Raw genomic sequence first — 23,252 nt, forward strand, 5'->3', positions numbered from 1 at the left:
CAGGGTCGAAGTACAAATGTATAAATCTTTTTTGATTGGTTCCAAAAGCATCATGCTCATCTCATTAAGTATGCTGCCCATGCTTGTATCGGCGAAAACTATTTTAATTTTAGGAGATAGTATTAGTGCCGGTTACGGAATTGATCCCAAACAAGGTTGGGTACAATTACTGCAAAAACGTTTAGACCAACAGTATCCCAAACAACACAAAGTGGTCAATGCAAGTGTTAGTGGAGAAACAACTAGCGGAGCTTTAGCCCGATTACCTAAGTTATTACAGACCTACCAGCCAAATGTAGTAGTCATTGAATTAGGTGGGAATGATGGTTTACGTGGTCAACCACCACAAATGATTCAACAAAATCTGGCTCAACTAGTTCAATTGAGCCAAAAGCAAAAAGCTCAAGTTGTTCTTTTTGGAATGAAAATTCCGCCTAATTATGGAACTGCCTATAGCAAAGCTTTTGAAAATAATTATAAAGTTGTCAGCCAAAAATATCAGGTGAAGTTACTGCCATTTTTGCTTGATGGTGTCGCAGGGCAAAAACAGCTTATGCAAAATGACTTGATTCATCCCAATGCTCAAGCGCAGTCAAAGTTACTTAATTTAGCTTATCCATATATAAAAGGTGCCCTGTAGGCACCTTTTATCTTTAAGCATTATTTTTAATATAATCAGAAATCAAAAAAAGTAACTTCACCAGTTTCTAGCGAATATTCAGCGCCAACAACAATTAATTTACCTTGTGCAATCAAGCTTTCAAGCACACTTGAACCGTGACGTAATTGATTTACCGAAGCAAAAACGTTTGAACGTACCGCATGACATGAAAGTTTCTTCAAATCATTTTTTAAATCAGTTTGCATTAAAATTTCAACTGATGGACGAACACGGTTCACAATCGACATTAAGTTAGATGATGGTGGCTGATCAGGGTTCATTAATGTATCAATGGTCGCCTGAATCGCGCCACAATGACTATGTCCTAATACAACAACAACTGGGCAGTCATAACGCTCTGCCGCGAACTCAACACTACCGACTTGTGAAGGTGCAACGACGTTACCCGCAACACGAATTACGAATAAGTCACCAAGACCTTGGTCAAATACCATTTCTGCGGGTACACGCGAATCTGAACAACCTAATACAATCGCAAACGGATTTTGATCCTTTGCCATTTCAGCACGTTCATGATGCGATAAGGTTTTTGCAAGGGAAGTATTTCCATTTACAAATCGTTGATTACCCGCTTTCAGACGATCTAAAACTTCTTGCGCAGTAGGCATTTTATATTTCCATTGTTCTTCCAAGGTTGGAAATCATTTTAATGTGTCAAAATTTGAATGTCACTGACAAAAAATTAAATCCTTTTCCATAAAAATTTTAAAAATACCTCCTCTATTTGAATGTAGAATTTACTGCACATTTTCTACTGTTTAGTGAAAAAATAGACATACTTTCGCAAATGGATTGACTATAATTTTTCTCCTTTTGATCATTTGGCAAATGACTCATTAGCAAGTTTTTTCAATAATTCTTAAACTCGCTTATGTCTCAAGGATGAAATCTTATGACGACGCTGTTTGTATCAACCAAAACGACCATAAAGAAAACAGCTATGGCAATTGCCTTGGCTTGTAGCCTTACAACAATAACAGGTGTTTTTCAGACGCAAGCAGCTGATACGATGGATATAAACTTTCAGAATATTTTGCAGCAAGAGCGCAGTTGGGCAGGTTTACACAGTAAAAATTTAAAAGTTGGCGATGTAAAATGGTCATATAGTGAAGGTGGCTCTACCACTAAACCTACTTTGTTACTCATCCATGGATTAGGTGGGAGTCGTGATAACTGGAACCGTGTCGCCCGTTATCTTACAGCAAATTATCATGTAATTATTCCAGATTTACCTGGCAGTGGTGAAACTGTTGTTACGCAAGACTTTGATTATTCAGTTCCTAATCTTGCTGAAAAATTACGACGTTTTGTCGAAGCCGCAAATTTAAAAGGTCCAATCCATATTGCTGGCCACTCACTTGGTGGCTCAATTGCCCTACTCTATGCTGGACAATATCCATTTGAAACCAAAAGTCTATTCTTGGTTGATAGTGGTGGTATTTTCCGTTCTGCAAATACAATTTATTTAAAAGATCCTGTCTACTTAAAACAGCTGTTAGTGTCTAAAAAGGGAGACTTTAACTATTTGTTAAAGCAAACCATGTTTAACCCGCCATTTATCCCTAAAGAGTTTCTGGAAGCTCAAGAAAAGCTCATGATTAATCAAGCGCCTCAAACGCAAAAACTGGTTGATCAGCTTATTGCACTCAATAAAGTCTACACGCCCGATTCATTTGCAGTGCTCACGAAAACAATCGATGCACCGACACTCATTCTATGGGGTAAGCAAGATAAGATTATTAACGTAGAAGTAGCAAGTGAACTAAAACGACTTTTAAAGAATGCCCAGCCTCCGGTTATTTTAGAAAATGTCGGCCATATGCCAATATTGGAAGCTGAGCAGCTGGTTATTCAACAATATGTACCGTTTTTACTTAAAGTAGAAACAAATCAGACTTCAAAAACGACCACACCTTAAATAAAACTTCGGACTTGTGAGACCTTATGTCTACCCAACCGCTTATAGAAAAACTCATTGAAGCTCATCTTGATTTTTTAGATGAGGAATTTGCTCAGCCCCAAATCATTCAACAAGAATTTGAGCAATTTTATCATTGGTTGGGTAGTCGGCAACTACAACACCTCTGGACCTTTGAACAAATTCAGCACCTCATTCAAAAACAGATTTTAGAAACTCCTGCTTCTGATTTTTTGCTTGAACAAATTGCAGAACATATTCGCTTTGCACTAATTCATCCAGCCAATGAAAATACAACAATTGAAGATGTTATTCCTGTTTTAACAATTGACGGAATTGCGCAATATGTTGCAAGTAAAGAACAGCATCGTAAAAAAATTATTAAAACGATTGTTAATAATCCTGCATTTTCAGCGCTTTTGACTCAACTGATTCAACAAACGATGCATGATTACTTAGATGAATCTATGTCAAAACGTGTGCCGGGTGTAGGTCGTTTTATGAAAATGGGGAAATCTGTTCTAGAAACAGTGACTGATTCAAATCTAGACGACACGATTAATCATTATTTGCAAAAGAATATTTTAAAACTGAGTCAAATGAGTGAGCGCGTTTTAAACCAACATTTTGACAATGATAAGCTCTATCATTTTCAGGCAAATGTTTGGCATAAAGTTAAATCTATGCCACTTTCTGTTTTGAAAAATTATGTAGAAGTTCAAGATTTATCAAAAACTGTAGGTTTAGGACACGAGATTTGGGATCACATTCGCCAAACTGATTACCTGAAACAACAAGTCCATGATGGTATTTACACTTGGTATGTGCGTAATCAGGAACGTAATTTTGACTTATTACTGCGTGATCTCAATATTAATGAAAGCCTAGTACAACATGAACTGACTCAGTTGCTTGTGCCTGTATTACAGCAATTAGTTACAACGGGACATTTAAGACGTCGTGCTCGTGTTTACCTAGAAAAATTTTATTATTCTGAAAAAGCATTAGATATTTTAAATAACAAAGGCGCTTAAAGCGCCTTTGTTATTTATCTTGATTAGAAAGAATATTTTAAAGAAGCGTAATAAGCTCGACCTGGCTCATTGTAGGTTTGGCTGATCGAATTACTGTCTCTTAAAATTTGTTTATCAAACAAGTTACTTACGCCAACACGCGTACTAATATTGTCTGAAAATTTATAACCAACATTAATTCCAGCAGTACTATAGCTTTTTACAGTACTTGGCTTAATCGCAGAATTTGTTCCACCTGAACCAATGCCCAATTCGAGTCTATTTTCAGCAAACTGGCGAGATTTTTGACGGCCATATTGAGTGAAGACAAAATTTACATCTAACTGATCTGTAATGTCATAATCAAAAATTGAGTTAATCGTATAGTTTGGAACTAAAGATAATGGGTTACCCGTTTGCTTATCTTTAGAGTCCATCATGTAAGTAAAGTTATTGGTCCAACGAATGTCGCCAAAGTCTAACCCCAGACTTCCTTCAAAACCTTGAATTAATGCTTTAGGCGTATTTTCCCAGCGTAAGATATTCCACTTGGTATTAGTTACAGCTCCTGTATTTGCATTGGTGCTTGAACCATCAACTGTTCCAACAACATTTGTACCAGCCACAATCTTATCTTTATAGTCGTTACGGAACCACGTTAAGCTCGCATTCACGATGTCTTTTTGGAACTGGATACCAAGCTCTTTGTTTACCGAAGTTTCTGGTTTTAAATCACCATTACCTTGCAACAAGCAACGTGACTCAATATTGGCTGGGCAACCATTGCCGTTCGTACTGAGTAAGTATCCTTCGGCATTTTGATACATGTTTGGAGCTTTATAAGCTTTTGCTACCCCACCTTTTAAAGTGAAATAATCATTGAGTCGTTGAGTAACGTTTAAGCTTGGGCTCCAGTTAGAACCAGATTTGCTGTGATCATCGAAACGCAAACCTAATACGGCATCGGTGCTGTCGGTAAGTTTTAAGTTATCTTCGATATACGCAGAAGCAATACGTGATTCCATTTTACTGCGATTGCTTTTAGCTAATTGATCGCCATAACCTGAACCGCTGCTGTCTGTACCCTGATTTGTTGAAACATTGTCTTTAAATCTGTCCTCAACCCATTCAGTACCGAGTGTTAATACGTGTGGTACATAATATTCAAAAGGAATATTGGCTTCACCATTTAAACGAAGAGTCTCTAAGCGTGAAGTGACTTTGTTATCCAGATTATTAATTTTTCCTTCTGTGCTACCACCCAGACCTTCAGGAAGACGTTTGTTGTGAGTTTTATCATATTGAGCAACTAACTTACTCTTACCCCAAGACCAATCCCCTTCATGCGTTAGCGCATAGCTATCGCGATACATGGTATTGGTTTCTTTACCAATAAGTTCCGAAAGAATCGCATCGGCTTCAGCATTTGCATTTAACTGAGAATCACCAGAATAAATATTACCTTGTTTGCTAGAAGAGACATCGAGCAAGACAGTTTGTTGGTCTGTTGCTTGCCAAGCTAAACGTCCTGAAATATCTTTATTTTTAACGCCTTCACGGCCAGCTGCGTTACTGCCTATTGATTTATTAATATCGACATCGTCAGCTTCTGTTTTATTGTAATTACCATATAAACGATATGACAAAACATCTTTAATCAGTGGTCCACTTACGTTAAAACCAACACGATTTGATGAACCTTCTTTTGAGTCTTCAGGTTGTGAAGTATAAAACTCTACTGAGCCATGGGTTTCATTCGTCACTTTTTTAGTAATGATGTTGACTACACCACCTGCTGCACCCGAACCATAACGAGCTGCGGCTGGTCCACGTAAAACTTCAATTGATTCGATTGCTTCGGCTGGTACCCAGTTTGAATCACCTCGTGTATCACGCTCTCCTTTCCAGCCATAACGAACTGAATTACGAGAGTTAATTGGTTTTCCATCCACTAAAATAAGCGTATTTTCTGGACCCATTCCACGAATATCAATTTGTCTATTATTACCACGCTGCCCCGTTGCGCTATTGCCTGTTAAATTAACACCCGGCATACGACGTACATAGTCAGAAATATCATTACGAACTGGTAGTTTTTCTAAATCTTCTTTGGTAATAACCGATACACCGAGCGATTGCTTCACTTGCTCTTCAGCTGTTACGAAAATTGTTTCCAATTTCACAGGTTCAGCAGGCTTTTCTAATGCTTGTTCAGCTTGTTCTTGCTCATTTTGTGCAGCATAAGCCATAGACATCATACTTGCCAGTACTGAAACAGAAAGCACTGACTGGATAATACGCTTCGACATAAGTATTCCCAATATATTGATTTATTAAACATCTCTCATTTTAAGTTCGGCATTGTAACAAATCTAAATAAAATTACAAATGATATTGATAATAATTATCATTATTTATATTGAATAATAAAAAAACCTCATTGCGAGGCTTTTTTATGTCACTTTTCAAATAATTTGATTATTTGAAATAAGCACCTTCAGCTTGCGTATGGTCAGTTTGGTCAACCACACGTTGAAGCTCAGGAATTTGCTCTCTTAATGTAGTTTCAACGCCCTGTTTCAAGGTCACGTCAATTGCAGAACAGCCTTGGCAACCACCACCAAATTTCAATACAGCGGTTAAACCATGTTCTGCATCATCTTGTACTTCTACCAAGCTACAATTTCCGCCATGCCCTGCAAGACCTGGGTTAATTTCTGCTTGAAGAATGTAAGTAATACGTTCTTCAATTGATGCATCTGGACCAACACGTGGAACCTTAGAATTTGGTGCACGGAAAGTAAGCTGACCACCAAAACGGTCTTTGTTGTAATCAATTACAGCATCTAAAAGATAAGGAATAGATGGTGCATCAATATAGGCAGGAAAATCAGGATAGTCCTGTTTATAATCCGTTGGGATCACTTCTTCTGGCGCACTATATGCCATGCAACATTCTGCACGTGGCGTACCCGGATGTTCAACAAAAACTCGAACGCCAATTCCCGGAGTATTTTGCTTCGTTAATAAATCGTGCAAATACTCTTGTGCAGATGGTGTAATCAAAAGGTTTGGAATTTCTTCTGCAACAGCAGTGTTGGTGTTCTCAGTCGACATAACAATATTCCTCAAGCTGATGCCTTTATATTAACCGAAGATGAGGTGGATTTAAAAAAAATCAACTAAATTTGTCGGATTTATACACAACAGGGTTTCAACTTAAGTTTTTAATGGCATTATTGAACCAGTATTGATCATTTTTTAAATATTTCTTATGTTGCATTTGCCATTTAACCATACAGTTACTCTTATTATTATTACGGTCATTATCTCTTTAATTGCTTTTAGCAACCAAAACGTGATGAACCGGCTGATTTTTTGGCCACCTGCAATGCAACGTGGACAAATTGATCGCTTCATTACCCATGGCTTTATCCATGCCGATGGAACACATCTACTTTTCAATATGATTACCCTATTCTTCTTTGGCAGTATTATTGAAAGTTTTTATCGCCAATATTTTTATGACATGGGTTTTGTGTTGTTCTATTTAGGTGGTTTAATTTTCGCAATTTTACCAAGCTACCTACAACATAAAAATGATGCGAATTGGGCCAGTCTAGGTGCTTCGGGTGCTGTTTCGGCTGTTTTATTTGCTTATATTCTATTTCAGCCATGGAAGCTGATTTTCGTATTTTTCATTCCTGTACCCGCTATTATTTTTGCAATTTTATATATAGCGTACAGCATTTGGGCTGGTAAACGCGGCAATAGTCATATCAACCATAGTGCGCATTTGTGGGGTGCAGCTTATGGTGTCATCGTAACAATTTTACTTGAACCAAAAGTTATTCCGCATTTCTTAGACCAACTTACTCGCCTTCCTTTCTAAACAAAATAAATTAAAGAATGGCCCCTTGTGGGCTTTTCTTTTTTTCTCATTTGTTTATTACTATAAATTCTCAGTCTTTTTTCTGATTATCTTTGATCATTTCTTTGTTTTGATTGCAAAAACCATCTGATTAAACTCTTGCCAATTCTTTTAATAATTCAGATGATACAATGAAGTACAAAGCAATTTTATCTAGCCTTTCCATTGCTTTATTTAGCTTATCTTTGGCTGCATGTAATGACAACGATAATCAAGAAAATGTCGTAAGCACGCCTAAGCAACCGAATATTTTATTTATTATGGCTGATGACTTAGGCTATTCAGACTTAGGGGCTTTTGGTGGTGAAATTCACACCCCTCATATTGATAGTTTGGCTCAAGAAGGTCGCCTTTTAACGGATTATCATACTGCCCCGACCTGTTCTCCAACACGCTCTCAACTCATTTCTGGTACTGATCACCATTTAGCGGGCATTGGGGCAATGGCTGAACTCACACCAGAACATTTGAAAGGACAACCAGGCTACGAGGGATATTTAAATGACCGTTCTCTATCCATCGCTCAAGTACTTAAAGATAATGGTTACCGCACGTACATCAGCGGTAAATGGCATTTAGGGCTAACTCCTGAAACAAATGCACACGCAAAAGGTTTTGATCATTCGTTTACCTTATTACAAGGTCTAGATCATCACTTTAAGCAAGCCCCAAGTGCCTTCAAGCGAAATTCAACTTATACAGAAGATGGTCAAGTTATTCCTGTTTCAGCTTTGCCTGATGACTTTTTCTCGACAAATTATTTTACCGATAAATTACTGAGCTACTTAGACTCAGGCAAAAATAGTGGCAAACCGTTCTTTGCTTATGCTGCCTATACGGCGCCTCACTGGCCAATTCAGGCACCTGCTGAATACCGTGAAAAATACCGTGGAGTTTACGATGTTGGTTACGATGCAATTCGTAATGCGCGTATCGCACGCCAAAAACAGCTTGGTATTATCCCGGCAAACTTTGAAGCAGCCGAACCGATTGCAACTCAAAATGCTCCACAAAAATATGGAAAATGGAATGAATTAACAGCCGAACAAAAAGCACTAGAAGCCCGTAAAATGGAAATCTATGCAGGTATGGTAGAAAATCTCGATGCCAATGTGGGCCGAATTATTCAATACCTCAAACAAAATAATCTTTATGACAATACCTTAATTTTCTTTGTTTCAGACAATGGTGCCGAAGGTTTTATTCGTGGTGGATATGGCAGTGAATCTGGTTTTGATAACTCTGTAGCAAATGTGGGTACACCGACTTCGTATCACTATATTGGACCACGTTGGGCCGAGGTCAGCGCGGCACCTTTTCATTTATGGAAAGATACCGCTGGCGAAGGTGCAACCACAGCGCCTGCTATTGTGAAATTACCGAACCAGAAAAAAGCAGAAGAAACCAACCACAGTTTTGCATCAGTACTCGATGTTTTCCCAACTTTACTAGAATACGCTCATATTCCATTACCTCAAGGCCAATACAATGGCCGTACCATTAATACGCCATCAGGTATTTCATGGAAACCTTTACTTGAAAATAAAACCACTACCATTCGCCCTACAAATTTTAGTTTTGCCGATGAATTACATGGCAGTAAATATGCCAAACAAGGAGAATGGAAAATTGCAGTTCAAGGACGTCCTGAATTAGGTACAGGAACTTGGGAGTTGTATAACATTGCCACTGATCGTGGAGAAAATCACAATGTTGCTCAGCTTTACCCAGCAAAAGTACAAGAGCTGTTATCAGTCTATCAAAAATATACTGAGAAAAATGGTGTTCAGGAATATAACGCCAAATGAGATTAAAACTATTTTTAGTTACCACAATCAGCCTGTCTTTTATGACGGGCTGTAGCCAATCTTCACAAGTTTCTGAATCAGCACCCTCGCCTCAACAGCCAACATCTTTAGCTGACCTAGGTTCTATTGAAAAGTGTAAAAACTACTCTGGACTACCCCAAGGTTGGCTCAAACAGCCTACAGCTGGAATGGTTTTAATTGCCGATGGGCATTTTAATTTTGGTTCTGAGAAAGCCTATCCCGATGAACTGAATTTTGGAAAGAAACAACGAGAAGTCAAAGGATTCTGGATTGATCAGACTGAAGTTACCGTTGCTCAATTTGCAAGTTTCGTGAAAGCAACAGGCTATATTACCGATGCCGAAAAACAAAAGCAGGCTGCTGTTTTCTCACCAGACCCTCATCATCCACAGCAATGGTGGCAGCTAAAATCAGGTTATACATGGAAAACGCCAAATGGCAGTAATGGTGCTGTAGCTAATCCAAATGAGCCTGTGCGATATGTAAGTAAAAACGATGCTGAACATTATGCAGTCTGGCTCGGACATGACTTACCAACGGAACTAGAATGGGAATATGCAGCTAAGGCCAATTCAAAAACTGATACGCCCTTACATCAAGCTCCTACCGATGAACACCAACATCCACAAGCAAATTATTGGCAAGGCGACTTCCCTTTTCAAAACCTAAATCAAGATCACTTTAAAGATGTAGCACCCGTTGGATGTTTTATGCCAAACGATTTCAAACTATTTGATACGATTGGAAATGTATGGGAGTGGACATCCTCTCCTTATCAAGGGGCTCATGACCAACATATGGGAAATTATTCTGATTTAAGACAACAACAAATTGCGAGTACACAATATGTAATTAAAGGCGGATCTTTTCTGTGTGCTCAAAATTATTGTTCACGTTATCGAAACAGTAGTCGTTATCCGCAAGACTTTGATTTAGCAGCAACCCATGTTGGCTTTCGAACAATTTTAAGATCTGATTAGTTTCTTTTAATTGGAATTAGTAAATATATTTTTAACGAAAAGTAGATCGAAAAATAGTCAATATATTTCTATAGTACAAAGGAGAATGATAAAAAAGTGAGAACATGATGAAAGCATTATTTCTCTGTATAGCAGCAATTTTCACAATGTCATTATCAGCCTGTGCAGTTCATACACGGGAAGGTAGTATTGTGATTGATCCAGATTCACCTTATCACAATCATCCCGGAGACTTTTGTCCACCAGGCCAAGCCAAGAAAGGCCGTTGTTAGAGATAGTTTCTTTTAAAGTAATTTTGAAGTTACGTTAAAGAAATAGAGTTTAATTGAATGATAAAGTGAGTTCGAAAATGGTGGATTCCAACCCAAAAATAGATGGGATGAAACTAGAAAATTATGGTGCAAAAAAATCACCATATCCCCAAAATTTTTAAAAGACAATCTTATGTTGTCTTCCATCTAGTTTCACCCCAATTCTTTCTTATTCCATCCGACTTTTCTTATCTTTTAATAAAAAAGTCTAGTTTTTACTCATCATCGTATCTTTTTTATTGATACATTTTGAACATTTTATCTTCAGCTTAAAACTGATGTATTTGCTTCATACAAAATAATCATTTATGTAACGTAAGTCTATAAAAATGTTCTAAAAATGTGAAAAAAAATGGGGTGAAAATGAGATCAAATTATCATAAATATCCACTCAAACAATCTCTGTCACAAAAATAATTTAATTTTCATTTTGTCAGTTATTGCCACTCGTTTCTTTTAATTGGCATAGATAATGTATACACCTGTATATTAATACTACCGTACAAGTGAGATATGTTATGTCCAGCCAGAGTCCAGACGAAGGTCTACAATTCCCAGTACACGCTTCAACAAAAAAACAAAGTACCTCTCGCACAGGCCAAGAGATTTTGTCTGAAGCTTTATCTATTGTAGATAATAAAACTGCTCAACAGATTTTGACTGAAAAAAACTGGCGTAAAAATTATCCAACTTACTTTAAATCACTTGTTCAACATGGACTTTCTAATAACAACAATCCAATTACCATTGCAAAACAGGGATTGCATAAGGCTCATCATCTTTTTGACTATTTTCGCGATGGTAAGCACTATCTTTTAAAAGATGCGCTTCACATCACCTCTTCGACACCTTTAAATACAGTAAGGTTTAAAGGCGAAAGTGAAGCTGTACCAGAATGGTATGTTCCATATAAAGGACAAAAACTGAACGGACAAAGCTTACTTGACCAAATTCAAAAATGGGAAAATACAGGCATTATTGAACCAAGCCATGCAAAGGCTTTACGTGAGGCTGCTACTCATCCTGAATGGTTTGATTTATCTGACCGCACCATGGTCCTGTTTGGTGCAGCATCAGAAGCTGGCCCCTTACCTTGGTTAGCAAAGTGGAAAGCGAATATTGTTGCCGTAGATTTGCCGAACCCACGAGTTTGGGGCAAAATTTTACATACAATTCAGCAAGGAAATGCGACGCTTATTGCACCTACGATTGAATCAGTTGACCCATCAGCAAAAGCCTCCGAATTAAGAGATAAATTAGGTGCTAATTTATTAACTCAATTACCAGAAATTGCGCAGTGGTTAGTTCAATTTCCACAAAAGTTAGATTTAGCAGCTATTGCTTATTTAGATGGGGAAAAACATGTCCGTGTCTCAATGGCGATGGACAGTATTATGCAATATGTGAGTGAACATAAACCTGAGACAAGCTTAATGTTTATGTGTACTCCAACCGACGTCTACGCAGTACCCAAAGAGGTTGCAGAGGCTGCTCAAGAGAAATTTAAATCTCGTTCACAGCTACAAAAAATGGCGGCAAAAGGGGTTTCTGCTCTCTCGCTCAAACGTTTCTTCCAAGCGCCGTATCAAGATTTAATTACCAGCGAAAATGGTAAAAGTTATGGTATTGCAGACTGTCTGGTCGTTGAACAAGGGCCAAACTACGCATTGGCAAAACGTATTCAGCAATGGCGTGCAACTCTTGCCCGTCATCAAGGCCAACATGTAAGCATTAATATTGCTCCGTCTACCACAACTCATTCGGTCACTAAAAACCCACTCCTTAAAGCTGCTTTTAATGGCGCGGAAATTTTTGATGTAGAAGCATTTAGTCCAGAAACCACCAATGCGATTATGGCAGCACTTTGGATTCATGACTTAAGAAATGGATCTTCTGTCGCGAACCCTGAAACCATACTCGATCACCCTCTAGAGTTGATGATGGAAGGTGCCAACCACGGCGGATTGTGGCGTGTTGCTTATTTGGCTCGTACAGCCCTGCCTTTTGCTGCAATCTATGGCTTTGCAACTGAAAAACTACCTTTTGGAAAATCATCTAAAAAGTAATTTGATTGAAGCCCAATTCTAGAATTGGGCTTTTTTCTGTGTTTATTTATTTTGAAAGTGTGATAGATATTTTTGCATTTCGTCAGACGGCACCATACCACCTCCTGTCGCCCATACCACATGGGTTGCCTGTTTTAATTTCTCGGCTGATAGTTGATGTAATGCCAAATAATCAGAACTCGTCTGAACATAATATGGTCCCATCATTCCTGCCACCGCAGAAGGCTCAAGCTGAATATTTTCAGTTTGATTTAAAAGTGCTATTAGTTCATACAAACGTTCATCATGAATAGTGTAATAGCCATCAATTAGCTGTTGCATAGCACGCCCCACAAAACCTGAAGCACGACCTACTGCAAGCCCATCTGCGGCTGTAACGTTATCAATGCCAATGTCATTTACTGAAATCTGATCATGCAAGCCTGTGTGGACACCAAGTAACATGCAAGGCGAATGTGTGGGTTCAGCAAAAATACAATGTACATGCTCACCAAAAGCCAATTTCAACCCAAAACTCACCCCACCAGGGCCACCACCCACGCCACACGGCAAATAAACAAATAATGGATGTTCTGCATCGACTGTAATTTGTTTTTGCTCAAATTGCTGTTTTAAGCGTATTCCTGCAACGGCATAGCCTAAAAATAATGTTTTTGAGTTTTCATCATCAATAAAAAAGCAGTGTGGATCTTGCTCTGCGGCTTTTCTTCCCTCTTCAACCGCTACGCCATAGTCACTGGCATATTCCACAACATTGACGCCCAATGAACGCAGTTTGTCCTTCTTCCATTGTCTGGCATCGGCAGACATATGAACTGTGACTCTAAAACCCAGTTTAGCGCTCATAATGCCAATCGAAAGCCCTAGGTTACCTGTCGAACCCACTGCAATTTGGTACTTAGAAAAAAACGTGCGAAATGAATCTTGATCTAACTTACTGTAATCGTCTTCCAACTTGAGAAGCCCTGCCTCAATTGCCAATTTTTCAGCGTGAGCTAAGACTTCATAAATACCACCACGCGCTTTAATTGAACCTGAAATAGGTAAATGACTATCTTTTTTTAGCCAGAATGCTCCACTCAGTTGCACTTGTTCTGTTGAAGAAAGTGCTTGCTGCATTTTCGGAATTTCAACGATATCTGATTCAATTTTTCCATGTTGTGCTTGAGTTTCAGGAAATACCTTTGCCAAATAAGGTGCGAAACGCGCTAGCCTTGCTTCCGCGTCACTTACATCGTCTACTGTGAGTCCAACTTTTTCTAAAGCTTGTGTTAAAGGATAGCGATGAGGTGTAAACCAAAATGTCTCTTGATAGGCTTGCAGTGTCTCAATAAGTGGAAATTGTTGTTTTAGCTGATCTATTTGAACCGCATCCATAATCTATCCTGATATAAAAAGTTTAAGCTCAGCTTTTAAAGCTGTTTGACGCCTTATAACGACTTGTTAATTTATAATTGAATGTACATGAAAATAGACTGAACTTTAAAAAGAAACAAATAAAAAAGCCACTGTTTACAGTGGCTTTAATGTTTTAAATGCTTTTATACAAACTGCAAGAATAACCAGTACAAACCGCCTGATAAACAGATTGTTGCAGGAAGTGTAAATACCCATGCAGATAAAATTGTTTTAACTGTATTGAAGTTTAAGCCTGATCTATTCGCGACCATAGTACCTGCAACAGCACTGTTTAAAACGTGTGTTGTTGAAACAGGCATACCTAAACCGTCAGCAGCTGCAATTGTACTCATTGCTACAAGCTCAGCAGACATCCCCTGACCATAAGTCATATGATGCTTACCAATACGCTCACCTACAGTCACAACAATACGTTTCCAACCCACCATGGTGCCTAAGCCAAGTGCCAAAGCAACTGCTACTTTCACCCAAGTTGGAATGTATTGTAAGAATGAATCTAAGCTACTACGGTATTCTTTCACAAGTTTTTCTTGTGACTGATCCATTTTTGGTAATGCATTCGCTTTATCCAAACGCTTAAACGAAGTGGTGCTTAAATACATGTCATTACGAATTTCGCTAATTGCAGCTTCTGGAATATCTTTTAAGTTGCTATAGCTAGAAACACGCTCACCCAAGTGGTCAGTCATGCTTGCCAATGCAGGCACTACTTCTGGAGTTTTCTGTTTAGTTTGAATGTATTTAGTCAGAATAAGACGTGCTTTTTCATCAGTTAATTCTGGCTGATTTTGATTCAAAAATACGGCAGTTTGAGAAGAAAGCTGATGGAATGATTGAACTTGTTGTGTATCAAGGTTTTTATTTAATGAATAAGCCAACGGCACCAGACCAACCAAAATCAGCATGATGAGACCCATACCTTTTTGACCGTCATTAGAACCATGTGCAAAACTTACACCTGTACAGGTAAAGATTAAAATTGCACGAATGATTGCTGGTGGTGGTTTATTACCTTCTGGCGGCTGAAATAATTCTAATTGGCGTTTAAAAACAGTTTTAACCAACAAGAATACAATTGCTGCAAAAGCAAAACCAATTAAAGGCGAAAATAATAAGGCCTTACCGACTTTAATCACCTGATCCATATCAACACCGCTGGTCGTTACGCCAGTCGATGCACTCAACAGATGGTTCATAATGCCCACACCCAAGATTGAACCAATCAAAGTATGAGAACTAGAAGCAGGAATACCCAAGAACCAAGTACCTAAGTTCCAGAGAATCGCAGCAATTAGAAGCGCAAAAACCATTGCGAAACCTGCACCGCTACCCATGTTCATAATCAGTTCAACAGGCAACAATGCAATAATGCCGTAAGCGACTGCGCCGCTTGCAACCATTACCCCAAGAAAATTACAAAAACCTGCCCACATGACTGCAACTGGTGCAGGTAAAGCATTGGTGTAAATCACTGTTGCTACTGCATTTGCAGTATCGTGGAAGCCATTTACAAACTCAAAGCCTAAAGCAATCAAGAGTGCAGTAGATAAAAGGATAACCGAATAAAGACTCAAAGGTGGTACATGTGCTAAATCAGCACTCACCTGAAATCCAATATAAATAAGTGTTGCAACAATAATCGTCAGAAACACCGGCATAAAAAACTTAGGTGTCGGGACATGTACATTCGTCGATTTGACTTGCAGGTTTGCCGCAAGTTTTGAATCCGAAACAGGGGGTAGATTAGAATTCATGCAGACGGTAAGAGGATAAAAAAATCCTCTGTATTCTTAAATTAAATTATGACAATTATATGACAAAGCGGCGCCTGATGAAGTCAATTTTTCATATTTTGACCTCAGTTGATGCACCTTTCCTCAATCCAATTTATTTTTTTATTAAAATACAATAATTTAAATCAATTTATATCTTCCTTATTTATGACTATTTTTAAAGCAAAAATATATATAAAATTACCCGAATGCTTATTTTTTAAACAGCATAATTGTCATAAAACGGAATATTGGAGATGAAATATTTCAATATCATGATCATTTTATGAATATTTGATGAAAAAACAGTCTCTATTTGTTCGAAAACACTTTTTTTTACGACTAATTTACGGTGAATGGTGGGTCGTCATAGATCATCAATTGTGCTGCTATTCTGTTACAATAGCGCCGCATTTTTAAATTCATATAAAAGATCGGGGTTTTCTATGTCTACGCTTGCCACCCTAAAAGCGCTTCTTGCTAAACGCATTCTGATTATTGATGGTGCAATGGGAACGATGATCCAGCGCCATAAATTGGAAGAAGCCGACTACCGTGGTGAGCGTTTTGCTGATTGGGCACATGACTTAAAAGGTAACAATGACCTTTTAGTTTTGACACAGCCAGAAATCATTCAAGGCATTCATGAGGCTTACCTTGATGCTGGTGCAGACATTATCGAAACCAACAGCTTTAACGGTACGCGTGTTTCAATGTCTGATTACCACATGGAAGACCTTGTTCCCGAGATTAACCGTGAAGCAGCGCGTTTAGCCAAAGCAGCTTGTGAAAAATATTCAACTCCAGATAAACCACGTTTTGTAGGGGGTGTACTCGGTCCAACATCGCGTACTTGTTCAATTTCACCTAATGTAAATGACCCTGCTTTTCGTAACATTACCTTTGATGCGCTAAAAGAAAACTATATTGAGGCAACTCATGCGCTGATCGAAGGCGGTGCAGATATCCTTCTAATTGAAACCGTTTTTGATACATTAAACTGTAAAGCTGCAATTTTTGCGGTGAAAGAAGTCTTTAAGCAACTTGGTTATGAATTACCACTCATGATTTCAGGGACCATTACCGATGCCTCAGGTCGTACCTTAACAGGTCAAACAGCTGAAGCGTTCTGGAACTCTGTGCGTCATGGTGATTTACTTTCAATTGGTTTCAACTGTGCCCTTGGTGCAGATGCCATGCGTCCTCACGTTAAAACTGTGTCTGATGTTGCTGATACTTTCATTTCTGCCCATCCAAATGCTGGCTTACCAAACGCTTTTGGTGAATATGATGAAACACCTGAGCAAACTGCTGCCTTCTTAAAAGAATTTGCAGAAAGTGGTTTGATTAATATTACTGGCGGTTGCTGTGGTACGACACCAGACCATATTCGTGCGATTGCCAATGCTGTAAAAGACATTGCACCTCGTCAAATTCCTGAAACTAAGCCAGCTTGCCGCTTAAGTGGTTTAGAACCATTCAATATTTATGATGACTCATTATTCGTTAACGTGGGTGAACGTACTAACGTTACGGGTTCAAAAAAATTCTTACGTCTTATTCGTGAAGAAAACTTTGCCGAAGCTTTAGAAGTTGCACAGCAACAAGTAGAAGCTGGTGCCCAGATTATCGACATTAACATGGATGAAGGGATGCTCGATTCGCAAAATGCGATGGTACATTTCTTAAATCTTGTAGCCTCTGAGCCAGATATTTCACGTGTGCCAATCATGATTGACTCATCGAAATGGGAAATCATTGAAGCAGGCTTAAAATGCGTACAAGGTAAACCCGTTGTTAACTCGATTTCGTTAAAAGAAGGTTATGACGAGTTTGTCGAAAAAGCTCGCTTGTGTCGCCAATATGGTGCTGCGATTATTGTGATGGCCTTTGATGAAACTGGTCAGGCCGACACTGCTACACGTAAGCGTGAAATCTGTAAACGTTCTTATGATGTTTTGGTTAACGATGTAGGCTTCCCTGCTGAAGATATTATTTTTGATCCGAACGTGTTTGCGGTAGCAACAGGTATTGAAGAACACAATAACTATGGCGTCGATTTTATTGAGGCCACAGGTTGGATTAAACAAAACTTACCACATGCCATGATTTCTGGTGGTGTATCGAACGTTTCGTTCTCATTCCGCGGTAATGAGCCTGTTCGTGAAGCGATTCACTCTGTGTTCTTGTACCATGCCATTAAACAAGGCATGACTATGGGTATTGTAAATGCCGGACAAATGGCCATTTATGACGATATTCCTAAAGAACTCAAAGATGCAGTTGAAGATGTTGTTTTAAACCAGAACCAAGGTGAATCTGGTCAACTTGCGACCGAAAAACTACTTGAAGTCGCTGAAAAATTCCGTGGTCATAGTGGTGCTCAACGCGAAGCAGAAAACCTTGAATGGCGTAACGAACCTGTAGAAAAACGTCTTGAATATGCGTTGGTCAAAGGTATTACCACCTACATTGATGAAGATACCGAAGAAGCTCGCCTGAAAGCTAAACGTCCATTAGATGTGATTGAAGGCGCTTTGATGGATGGCATGAACGTGGTCGGTGACCTGTTCGGTTCGGGCAAAATGTTCTTACCACAGGTTGTGAAATCTGCACGTGTCATGAAGCAAGCCGTGGCTTGGCTCAACCCGTACATTGAAGCTGAAAAAACAGGTAGTCAATCTAAAGGTAAAGTCCTGATGGCAACTGTTAAAGGCGACGTACACGATATTGGTAAAAATATTGTGGGTGTTGTACTCGGCTGTAATGGTTACGACATTGTTGACCTTGGTGTGATGGTCCCTTGTGAGAAAATCTTGCAAACTGCGATTGATGAAAAATGTGACATCATCGGGTTGTCAGGTCTTATTACTCCGTCTTTAGATGAAATGGTGTTTGTTGCTAAAGAAATGCAACGTAAAGGCTTTGACATTCCTTTATTGATCGGTGGTGCTACGACATCGAAAGCACACACAGCAGTAAAAATTGATCCTCAGTACCATAACGATGCGGTGATTTATGTTGCCGATGCTTCACGTGCTGTAGGCGTTGCAACTACCCTGCTTTCAAAAGAAATGCGTGGAAAGTTCATTGAAGAGCACCGTGCTGAATATGTCAAAATTCGTGAGCGTTTAGCCAATAAACAGCCTAAAGCTGCCAAGCTAACTTATGCAGAGTCTGTTAAAAACGGCTTTAAAATTGATGAGAGTTACGTTCCTGCCAAACCAAATCTTTTGGGAACAAAAGTCCTCACCAATTACCCACTTGCAACACTTGTAGAATATTTTGACTGGACACCATTCTTCATCTCTTGGAGCTTGGCAGGTAAGTTCCCGAAAATTTTAGAAGATGAAGTGGTTGGTGAAGCTGCAACAGATTTGTACAACCAAGCTCAAGCAATGTTGAAAGATATTATCGACAACAACCTTTTTGATGCACGTGCTGTATTTGGTATGTTCCCTGCTCAGCGCACTGATGCAGACACTGTCAGCGTATTTGATGAAGCTGGTCAAAATGTTACGCACACATTTGAACATTTACGTCAGCAATCTGACAAAGTCACAGGTAAACCAAACTTGTCTTTAGCAGATTACATTCGTACTGACCGTGAGCAACAGGACTACTTGGGCGGATTCACTGTATCGATTTTTGGTGCAGAAGAATTGGCAAATGAGTACAAAGCTAAAGGTGATGACTACTCTGCAATTTTAGTACAGTCGTTGGCAGACCGTTTTGCTGAAGCTTTTGCCGAACACTTACATGAACGCATTCGTAAAGAGTTCTGGGGTTATAAAGCTGATGAACAGCTCAGCAATGAAGAACTGATCAAAGAGAAATATGTCGGTATTCGCCCTGCACCGGGTTACCCAGCTTGCCCAGAGCACTCTGAAAAAGCAGTGTTGTTTGACTGGTTAGGTTCTACAGACAAAATCGGCACCAAACTGACTGAACACTTTGCAATGATGCCGCCATCTTCGGTAAGTGGTTTCTATTATTCTCATCCACAAAGTGAATATTTTAACGTGGGCAAAATCTCTCAAGACCAACTTGAAGATTATGCAAAACGTAAAGGGTGGACACTTGATGAAGCGAAGCGTTGGTTAGGGCCAAATTTAGATGATTCGATTGTATAATTTATGAATTTAAATACAGCTAAACTTAATTCACATGAGCAAATTGAGGGTGCAGGTTTGTACCCTTACTATGCTGGCTTTTCTAAATATTTTGTTAAATCTATTCTAGAAAGTATAGATTCACAAAATTCTGTTGTTTTAGACCCTTGGGCTGGAACTGGAATCACAAATATAATTGCAAATACATTAAATTTGCAGTCATTTGGAATAGATATTAATCCAGTTATGACTATTATAAGTAGAGCATCTTTGGTTACTTGTGAAAATCTAACCAATATTAATGATAATTTTTTACATACAATTGATTTTAATAAAAGTATTGATGAAGAGGAACCGCTTAAACAATGGTTTCATGAAGATACATGTAAAATATTTAGAAATTTACAAAGGGAGATAACTTTAGCATACGATAAACTTCTACACCCAGAAAATTACTATTCTGAAGAAACGTGTTTTTATTTAACAGTTTTATTTCTTTTAACAAAAAAAATAGTTAAAGAAAATTTTTCTTCATCTAATCCAACATGGATTAAAATTGCAAAATTTGAAGAAGACAAAATAAATATTGATAAACACTATATTCTAAAGGAATATAGTGAATTACTTAAAAAATATATTAAAAAGCAAAAATCTAACTGCAATTCAATTTCTAATGTTAATACAAATTTTTATATAGGTTCATCCACATCTCTCCCACTAACAAATCAATCTATCGACTTTGTATTAACATCACCTCCTTACTGCACAAGAATAGATTATGCAGTTTCAATGAAGCCGGAGCTAGCAATTTTAAACTATCGTCTAAATTATGAATTTAAGGACTTGAGAAGAAGTATTATTGGAACAACAACCGTTGATAAACAAATATCCGATCCTAATATTATATGGGGTAATAGTTGCAATAATTTCATTAATTTAATAAAAAACCATGAATCTAGAGCATCCAATACATATTATTATAAAAATCATATTCAATACTTCTCCAATATGTTTAATTCTTTGGAAGAAATATATAGAGTATTAAAATTTAATGGAACTTTTATATTAGTTGTACAAAACTCTTACTATAAAGAGGTTTTTAATGATATCGCAACTCATTTAAGTGAAATGTCTATTAATATTGGCTTCAATCTTATTAAGCGTGAGGATTTTCCAATTCGATCTTTATCCAATATTAACAAAAATTCTTCAAAATATGTTTCTAAAAAACAAAATTTTGAAAGTGTAATTATCTTAAAAAAATAGAAGGTCATATATGAAAATTAATCCAAGTCAACTAGTAACGATAATTGAAGAAAAAGTTTCCAAGATACATACAACACATTTGGATGTGTCTTTTAATGAAATTCTTGATATGTATCAAAGTAATGAGTTAAATATTTCACCTGATTTTCAACGATTATTTCGATGGTCAAACGGTAAGCAATCACGCTTTATTGAATCTCTTATTTTAGAAATGCCTGTACCGCCTATTTATGTTATTGAGCTTGAAGATGGTAAATATGAACTAATCGATGGTTTACAAAGAATTTCCTCATATTTACATTTAAGAGGAGAATTAGTAGGTGCAACACATAATAATATTGAAGATAAAGACAAATTAAAATTATCTGATTGTGATGTTATCGAAGAATTAAATGGTTTTACTTTTGATGAATTACCTACCTCTTATCAAATTAGATTAAAGCGATCATTTATAAGAATGGAAGTAATTCGCAAAGAAAGCAATAAATTAATTCGATATCACATGTTTAAGCGTCTTAATACTGGTGGAGAAGGTTTAGAAGATCAAGAACTAAGAAATTGTACTATTCGAATTCTAAATGAAAGTTTTCCTAACTTTCTTAATGAAGTAGTTGAGAATCAGGATTTTCAAGATACGACATTCAATATATCTGATGCTAAAACTATAAATGCTTACAAACAAGAACTTATATTAAGATTTTTAGCATTTAAAAATTTCAGAGAATATTATACTCATGATATTGCAGATTTTCTTGATGAATATATGGAGCGTGTATCACTACCTGATTCTGACATACATTTTATAGAATTTGATTACAATATTGAAAAGGCTATTTTTGCTAAAACCTTCAAAATATTAAATAAGACATTGGGTTCAAAAGTATTTGGACAAGCTTCAAAAAATTTCGATTCAATTCATGAAAACTTTTCTATTTATCAATATGAAAGTATCAGCTTAGCTTTACAAAAGATTATTAACGTGGTTGATTGTGAGAACCCCGATCATTTAGCTAAAATTAGCGAAAAATTAGTATCCATTAAGTTAAATAAAGATTTTAAGCCTATCACTACAGGTGGTGGTAAAAATACAAAAAACAAATTAAATGAACGTATTGATTTTGTTTCATCAAGATTACTGGAGATTAATTTTGATTAATTTAGATGAAACTTTATCAGAGTTTGAACAAGACTTATCTTGGAGAGAAACAGAATTACGTTTTTTCGAAAATGATCTAAATAAAACTCAAGATGAGTCTTTACAAATGATTAAAACAAAACCCTTAATTTTACTTTTATATTCTCATTTTGAAGGGCATGCAAAATTAATGCTCACAAAATGTGCTAACCAAATAAACTCGCTTGATCTAGATTGTTCAAAAACCATACCAAATTTGGTAGCTAGTTCCTTGGACTCTACATTTGGAGCATTAAAAAATCCTGATAAAAAACACCCTTTATTCAATAAAGAATATGATCCTGATTTTAAAGAACTTTGTCGCAGAACTGAATTCATTGAAGTGATACAGAATATTATGTTGACTAAAGTAAAGCTAAAAGTAGATAAAATAGTTGATGTAGAGTCTAATCTAAAACCTCCCGTACTCAAAAAAATTTTTTTCCGTTTAGGATTTGATCATACATGTATTTCTGAAAGTGATCTTAGCAATTTAAATAAATTATTAGAGTTTAGAAATAATATTGCTCATGGTAGTAAGAAAAATGGATGGACTTATCCAGAATATTTAGAAATCAAAAACTCTATACAAACTCTGCTCAAATTAATAAAGAATCAAATTATAGGGTATTTATCATTAAATAAATACTTACTACCTATGTCAGCTTAGGCCTAAAATTTAGGCTAGATATTAAATCTAGCCTAAATTTTTAATATATAAATATTAAAATGAAACCTATTAATAGGATTATTTTTCAGTAGCCCTTTAACTTTTATAA

At 37.3% G+C, this 23,252-nt stretch carries 17 protein-coding genes; 12 read left to right on the forward strand and 5 right to left on the reverse strand.

Features of this window, described 5'->3' with window-relative positions:
- Positions 1-16: 16 nt before the first annotated feature.
- Positions 17-640 (forward strand): arylesterase, encoded by a 624-nt coding sequence (locus WA249_RS13570; RefSeq protein ID WP_336169423.1) that lies wholly within the window; start codon positions 17-19, stop codon positions 638-640.
- A 35-nt stretch (positions 641-675) separates the two neighbouring features.
- Here the strand turns inward: WA249_RS13570 and WA249_RS13575 are convergent, their stop codons facing one another.
- Positions 676-1,290 carry a carbonic anhydrase gene (locus WA249_RS13575; protein ID WP_016138926.1) on the reverse strand — a complete coding sequence of 205 codons (615 nt, stop codon included), beginning with the start codon at positions 1,288-1,290 and terminating at the stop codon, positions 676-678.
- A 284-nt stretch (positions 1,291-1,574) separates the two neighbouring features.
- On the opposite strand from WA249_RS13575, the gene WA249_RS13580 reads away from it, so the two are divergent.
- Both WA249_RS13580 and WA249_RS13585 read left to right on the forward strand, forming a co-directional pair.
- A complete protein-coding gene (locus tag WA249_RS13580; RefSeq protein WP_336169424.1) occupies positions 1,575-2,600 on the forward strand; it encodes an alpha/beta fold hydrolase in 1,026 nt (341 codons plus the stop codon).
- A 26-nt stretch (positions 2,601-2,626) separates the two neighbouring features.
- Entirely contained in the window at positions 2,627-3,634 is a 1,008-nt protein-coding gene (locus WA249_RS13585; RefSeq protein WP_336169425.1) for a hypothetical protein, read from the forward strand.
- A 23-nt stretch (positions 3,635-3,657) separates the two neighbouring features.
- Here WA249_RS13585 and WA249_RS13590 read toward each other — a convergent pair whose 3' ends face one another.
- Positions 3,658-5,922: a TonB-dependent siderophore receptor gene (locus WA249_RS13590; RefSeq protein ID WP_336169426.1), complete on the reverse strand. Its 2,265-nt coding sequence runs from the start codon at positions 5,920-5,922 to the stop codon at positions 3,658-3,660.
- Between the two features lie 169 nt (positions 5,923-6,091).
- On the reverse strand, positions 6,092-6,730 hold the full coding sequence (nfuA, locus tag WA249_RS13595; RefSeq protein ID WP_336169427.1) for a Fe-S biogenesis protein NfuA: 639 nt from the start codon (positions 6,728-6,730) through the stop codon (positions 6,092-6,094).
- A 157-nt stretch (positions 6,731-6,887) separates the two neighbouring features.
- Here nfuA and WA249_RS13600 point away from each other — a divergent pair, with 157 nt between their 5' ends.
- From WA249_RS13600 to WA249_RS13620, 5 genes are all read left to right on the forward strand, one after another.
- A complete protein-coding gene (locus WA249_RS13600) occupies positions 6,888-7,505 on the forward strand; it encodes a rhomboid family intramembrane serine protease (RefSeq protein WP_336169428.1) in 618 nt (205 codons plus the stop codon).
- A 170-nt stretch (positions 7,506-7,675) separates the two neighbouring features.
- The gene (locus tag WA249_RS13605) at positions 7,676-9,352 is read left to right on the forward strand and encodes an arylsulfatase (protein ID WP_336169430.1); all 1,677 of its coding nucleotides are present in this window, start codon (positions 7,676-7,678) and stop codon (positions 9,350-9,352) included.
- Positions 9,349-10,353 (forward strand): SUMF1/EgtB/PvdO family nonheme iron enzyme, encoded by a 1,005-nt coding sequence (locus WA249_RS13610; RefSeq protein ID WP_336169432.1) that lies wholly within the window; start codon positions 9,349-9,351, stop codon positions 10,351-10,353. Before WA249_RS13605 ends, WA249_RS13610 begins: the two co-directional genes overlap by 4 nt.
- A gap of 107 nt (positions 10,354-10,460) precedes the next feature.
- Positions 10,461-10,625 (forward strand): hypothetical protein, encoded by a 165-nt coding sequence (locus WA249_RS13615; RefSeq protein WP_005303324.1) that lies wholly within the window; start codon positions 10,461-10,463, stop codon positions 10,623-10,625.
- 557 nt (positions 10,626-11,182) lie between these two features.
- The gene (locus WA249_RS13620; RefSeq protein ID WP_336169434.1) at positions 11,183-12,730 is read left to right on the forward strand and encodes a hypothetical protein; all 1,548 of its coding nucleotides are present in this window, start codon (positions 11,183-11,185) and stop codon (positions 12,728-12,730) included.
- A gap of 42 nt (positions 12,731-12,772) precedes the next feature.
- Here WA249_RS13620 and WA249_RS13625 read toward each other — a convergent pair whose 3' ends face one another.
- Together WA249_RS13625 and WA249_RS13630 are read right to left on the reverse strand one after the other, a co-directional pair.
- Positions 12,773-14,107, reverse strand: coding sequence for a D-serine ammonia-lyase (locus WA249_RS13625; protein WP_336169436.1), 1,335 nt, complete (start codon positions 14,105-14,107; stop codon positions 12,773-12,775).
- A gap of 164 nt (positions 14,108-14,271) precedes the next feature.
- The gene (locus tag WA249_RS13630; protein WP_336169438.1) at positions 14,272-15,903 is read right to left on the reverse strand and encodes an inorganic phosphate transporter; all 1,632 of its coding nucleotides are present in this window, start codon (positions 15,901-15,903) and stop codon (positions 14,272-14,274) included.
- A gap of 464 nt (positions 15,904-16,367) precedes the next feature.
- On the opposite strand from WA249_RS13630, the gene metH reads away from it, so the two are divergent.
- Genes metH through WA249_RS13650 form a run of 4 tightly spaced genes read left to right on the forward strand, consistent with a single transcriptional unit; the run spans position 16,368 to position 23,143 of the window.
- Positions 16,368-20,054 (forward strand): methionine synthase, encoded by a 3,687-nt coding sequence (gene metH, locus WA249_RS13635; protein WP_336169440.1) that lies wholly within the window; start codon positions 16,368-16,370, stop codon positions 20,052-20,054.
- Between the two features lie 3 nt (positions 20,055-20,057).
- Complete coding sequence (locus tag WA249_RS13640) at positions 20,058-21,299, forward strand: DNA methyltransferase (RefSeq protein WP_336169442.1); 1,242 nt, start codon at positions 20,058-20,060, stop codon at positions 21,297-21,299.
- A 10-nt stretch (positions 21,300-21,309) separates the two neighbouring features.
- Positions 21,310-22,455, forward strand: coding sequence for a DUF262 domain-containing protein (locus WA249_RS13645; RefSeq protein WP_336169443.1), 1,146 nt, complete (start codon positions 21,310-21,312; stop codon positions 22,453-22,455).
- On the forward strand, positions 22,448-23,143 hold the full coding sequence (locus tag WA249_RS13650) for an MAE_28990/MAE_18760 family HEPN-like nuclease (RefSeq protein ID WP_336169445.1): 696 nt from the start codon (positions 22,448-22,450) through the stop codon (positions 23,141-23,143). Before WA249_RS13645 ends, WA249_RS13650 begins: the two co-directional genes overlap by 8 nt.
- The last annotated feature ends 109 nt before the right edge of the window (positions 23,144-23,252 follow it).

This window comes from Acinetobacter sp. 161(2023) (assembly GCF_037027805.1).
In the GTDB taxonomy this organism is placed as follows: Bacteria; Pseudomonadota; Gammaproteobacteria; order Pseudomonadales; family Moraxellaceae; genus Acinetobacter.